Source organism: uncultured Kiloniella sp., assembly GCF_937128705.1.
Classification (GTDB): Bacteria; Pseudomonadota; Alphaproteobacteria; order Kiloniellales; family Kiloniellaceae; genus Kiloniella.
The window spans coordinates 1-4,506 of the sequence record NZ_CAKZMP010000293.1; the positions used below are offsets into that span (position 1 = coordinate 1).

Here is a 4,506-nt window from a genome sequence, read left to right on the forward strand (position 1 = left end):
AGCCGAACTTGTGGCAACTGTGCATGCGGCTTGGAACAATCTGTTACTAGATGGCAAGAAGCCAAGTGAAGATGATATTGTTCATGAGGCGCGTGAGAACTGGCACAGTGATAAATTAAAAATCCCTCGTCATGAATTTATTGAAGCACTGGCAAGGATACGTCGCGAAAATATTATGCCTAAAGGCATGGGCAAGCGTGTAACGGGGCAAGAAGTCCTTTTATGACCAGAAACGAAGCCCAGACCAGATTAGATCTTATTGATCCCGCGCTGTTGGCGGCGGGCTGGTCGGTGGTTGAGGGCAGTCGGATTTCTGTGGAACACACCATCACGCAGGGGCGTCTGGTCGGCGGTGGGCGACGTGCGCAGCCCTTGGCGGCGGACTATGTGTTGATCTATCGCAATAAAAAACTGGCGGTGATAGAGGCCAAGGCAGAAAAATACCCGGTTTCCGAAGGCCGGCCACAGGCGGTTGAGTATGCGGAACGCCTGCAAATTCGTTTTGCCTATAGCACCAACGGTAAGGGCCTCTACGAGATTGATACCAAGACGGGGAAAGAGGTCGAGCTGTCGTCGATGGGCGCGATACCATCGCCGGAGACCCTGTGGAACCGCATTTACCATGTCGAGAATTATTGGCGGGATCGCTTTGCCGAGGTTGCTTTTGAAGATCGCGGCGGGACGTGGCAGCCACGCTATTATCAGGACAACGCGATTGAACGTACTCTTGATGCGGTTGCCTCGGGCAAGGACCGTATCTTGCTCACCCTCGCAACGGGCACAGGCAAGACTGCCATTGCCTTTCAATTGGCGTGGAAGTTGTTTCAAAGTCGCTGGAACCTGACGCGGGAGCCAACGCGCCGTCCGCGTATACTCTTTCTGGCGGACCGGAACATTTTGGCGGATCAGGCTTTTAATTCCTTTTCCGCCTTTGCCGAAGATGCGCTGGTGCGCATTGCGCCGGATGAAGTACGCAAAAAGGGACGGGTGCCCAAGAACGCCAATATCTTTTTTACCATCTTCCAGACCTTTATGAGCGGGCCAGATGGCACGCCCTATTTCGGTGATTACCCCGAAGATTTCTTTGATTTTATTATCATTGACGAATGTCACAGGGGCGGCGCGAAAGATGAAAGTGCGTGGCAGGATATTTTGAAATATTTCGAACCCGCTGTGCAGCTTGGTCTAACCGCGACGCCCAAGCGCAAGGGCAATGTGGATACCTATTCCTATTTCGGGCGACCCGTTTATGAATACTCGCTCAAAGAAGGTATCAACGATGGCTTCCTGACCCCGTTTCGGGTGCGCCAGATTACGACCACCATGGACGATTATGTCTTTACCCCCGGTGATACGATTTTAGAGGGCGCGGATATCATCGAAGAGGGCAAGCGTTACCGGGAACAGGATTTCAACAAATCCGGCGGGATTGTGATCAAAGAACGTGAGGCCAAACGGGTCGAGATTTTTATGGACGAGGCCAATCAACAGGAAAAGGCCATCGTTTTCTGTAAGGGGCAGCCTCATGCCGCGTTGATCCGTGATTTGATCAATCAGGTCAAGGAAAGTTCCGACCTGCATTACTGTGAACGTGTCGGGGCCGACGATGGCGCGCGCGGCGAAGCTTTCCTGCGGAAATTTCAGGATAACGAAAAAACTGTCCCCACAGTGCTGACCACCAGCACCAAGCTATCCACCGGGGTCGATGCACGTAATGTACGCAATGTTGTGCTGATGCGTCCGGTACAGTCGATGATCGAATTTAAACAGATCGTCGGTCGGGGCACGCGCCTGTTTGATGACAAAGACTATTTCACGATCTACGATTTTTGTAAAAACTATGAAATGTTCGAAGATCCTGAATGGGACGGCGAACCACTGGACCCCGCAGATGCGCCTGTGCGGACGCCAAAGCCGGATGAAGATGGTGAACCCACAGGGATGGAGGATGAGCCCGGTGGTTATGATCCGGGGGTACCGGAAGAAAAGCAAACCATAGTGATCAAGCTGGCGGACGGGTCGGCCCGACGCATACAGCACATGGCCGCGACCAGCTTTTGGGGACCAGATGGCAAGCCCGTTTCATCCGCGCAGTTTGTGAACAAGTTGTTTGGAGAGCTACCGGAACTCTTTCGCGACGAAGATGAACTACGCAAGCTTTGGGGTAAGCCCGATACCCGCAAAGCCCTGATACAGGGACTGGAAGAACGCGGGTACGGCGAAGCGGTTTTGAGCGAAGTTGCCAAGCTGATCGACGCGCAAAAAAGCGACCTTTTTGATGTGCTGGCTTACATTGCCTTTGCCATGGACCCGATCACCAGAACCGAGCGCGTGGATACCCACAAAGACACGATCCTGCGGGATTACGACGACAAGCTACAGGCCTTTTTGGAATTCGTTCTCGGCCAATACGAAGAACAGGGCGTCAACGAACTGGATCAGGCCAAACTGCCAAGCCTGTTGGAGCTGAAATACAACTCAACCGGCGACGCAGCCATCGAACTCGGCGGCATCCCCCGCATCCGCGACGCCTTCGTCGGCTTTCAACGGCATCTGTATTAAGCGAGTTTATGGGGTTGGCGCAGGCATTTTTTCGGATAAAAAAAGACAACCCCATTTATCTCGAGGGGTTGGGACATGGGGCGACGCATTGGCTTGATATCGGCCTTTTACTTTCTGGGCGTTACCCTGTTGATCGCGAATTTTCTGGTGCTGTTGATTCCCAAGAAAAGCTGAAAGTATCGGATAAGGGGGACGACTGGTAAGAGGACTATAAACCCTGAATTATCGTCGGGATGTGCTGTCCCGTTGGATCAATTCAAAGCCGGTGTCGATTTGTTTTTGATCTGTTTCGTCGCCATTTAGTCTTTGCAGGATTTTATCGACGGCCAAGGTGCCTATTTTATAACGGTCTGTTCTGATGCTGGTTAGGGATGGATAAGCAGCCTGCATCATTTCAAGGTCGTTAAAGCCGATAATACCCATTTGTTCTGGTACAGATATTCCCTGGGCCAAGCACTCAAAAAGAGCCCCCAGAGCAATATCATCATTGGCACAAATGACGGCGTCAGTATCTGGGGCGCAGTCAATAAGTTGTCGCATTAATTTCCGCCCTATATTGACCGATGAGGCCTTGTTGGTAAGGACCACGCGCTTTGGCTCAAAGATTTCAAGCGAGTTGAGCTTTGTACGATAGGCTTCAAGGCGGCGTTCCATCCGGGGATCTAGACGGGCAGCCAGATAACCTATCTTGCAAAAGCCTTGGTTCAAAAGGTGTTCGACCATGGTTTCACTTGCCGCGATATGGGACAGACCTACACTCATATCAATGGGGTCAGGGCCAATTTCATATATTTGAACGACGGGAATATTCGCTTCTTTTAAAAGATTGATCGAATTGTCTGATTGATCGATGCCAACGACAATAAGCGCCGCGGGATTTTGGGCGAGAAAGAGCGAAAGCAAATGGTTTTCTTCTTGAGCATCATACCGCGTGTTTCCGATCAAAACCTGATAGGGGGTGTTCTGGGTACTGTCGTGAATGGCACGCAGCGTATCGGCGAAGATGATGTTACTGAGCGAAGGAATGAGAACACCGATGACATCGGCTCTGCCCGAGGCAAGGGCCCGGGCTTTGGGATCGGGGATATATTGCAGTTCTTTTATTGATTTTTCGATCCGGATACGCAGCTTTTCAGATACTTTTGACGGATCGCGCATCATGCGCGAGACGGTGATGGCGCCAACCCCCGCATGTTCGGCAACATCGGTAATCGTTGCGCGTCCTGATCCTTTACGTTTCCCCAATTCTTACTGTTCCTCAGTCTTTCCAATCTTGATTAATCAGGTCTTTTAATACCTGCCGAGACCTTCTACAAGCGCCTTTCTTCTGCAGCTCAAGGACAGGGAAAAGTACCTATAGCGGTCCGAATTTCCGAAAGGTTTTATCACAGAATACGGTTACTCTCATTTCATCGTTTGACAATATGGTAGCGCTACCATATTGTCAAACCGCATTGTGGTAGCGCTACCAAAAAAGGGAAATTGGCGACTGGCGCTATCGCATCAATAAATAAATTACAAACAACAGGTTAAGGCGTTCTTACGTAAGAAAGTGCGCCATCCTGTTTTGAGAATGAGATGTATTTCACACTGGGAGATGAACAAAAATGTTGAAAAAACTCACCACGGGCCTTGTTATGGGGCTCTCTGCGGCTTTGATGTCAACAGCATCCATTGCGGCGGATTATAACTTTAAGTTCCAATCAAGTGATCCTGCGGGTAATCCTAACTTTATTTTGAAACAGGAATGGGCGCAACGCGTTGATGAGATGACTGGCGGTCGTCTCAAAATCGAGATGCTTCCTGTAAACTCGGTTGTGCAGCACTCTGAAACACAGGATGCGGTCGCCGGTGGTATTCTGGACGGACACATTACTGACACTAGTTATTTTGCGGGTAAAGATCCTGCCTTTGGTTTGATTGCAAATCCTGTTGGCGCATGGT

The 4,506-nt window shown here is 50.5% G+C and carries 4 protein-coding genes and 1 pseudogene; 4 read left to right on the forward strand and 1 reads right to left on the reverse strand.

From position 1 onward, the window contains the following. The 3 genes from Q0241_RS14735 to Q0241_RS14745 form a co-directional block, all read left to right on the forward strand. Positions 1-226: hypothetical protein (locus tag Q0241_RS14735; RefSeq protein WP_299378818.1), on the forward strand; the 226-nt coding region annotated here is incomplete at its 5' end. Beyond that, positions 223-2,562 (forward strand): EcoAI/FtnUII family type I restriction enzme subunit R, encoded by a 2,340-nt coding sequence (gene hsdR / locus Q0241_RS14740; RefSeq protein ID WP_299378820.1) that lies wholly within the window; start codon positions 223-225, stop codon positions 2,560-2,562. The genes Q0241_RS14735 and hsdR, both read left to right, overlap by 4 nt. Positions 2,563-2,570: 8 nt before the next feature. Next, positions 2,571-2,765, forward strand: coding sequence for a hypothetical protein (locus Q0241_RS14745; RefSeq protein ID WP_299378822.1), 195 nt, complete (start codon positions 2,571-2,573; stop codon positions 2,763-2,765). 19 nt (positions 2,766-2,784) lie between these two features. Here the strand turns inward: Q0241_RS14745 and Q0241_RS14750 are convergent, their stop codons facing one another. Then, on the reverse strand, positions 2,785-3,807 hold the full coding sequence (locus tag Q0241_RS14750; RefSeq protein WP_299378824.1) for a LacI family DNA-binding transcriptional regulator: 1,023 nt from the start codon (positions 3,805-3,807) through the stop codon (positions 2,785-2,787). 362 nt (positions 3,808-4,169) lie between these two features. Here Q0241_RS14750 and Q0241_RS14755 point away from each other — a divergent pair. Beyond that, positions 4,170-4,506 (forward strand): annotated as a pseudogene (locus Q0241_RS14755) (C4-dicarboxylate ABC transporter substrate-binding protein); the annotation flags it as partial.

Bases quoted from the DNA above. Each gene is read 5' to 3' on its own strand.
- hsdR (WP_299378820.1), top strand. From the start codon at position 223: ATGACCAGAAACGAAGCCCAGACCAGATTAGATCTTATTGATCCCGCG.
- Q0241_RS14745 (WP_299378822.1), top strand. From the start codon at position 2,571: ATGGGGTTGGCGCAGGCATTTTTTCGGATAAAAAAAGACAACCCCATT.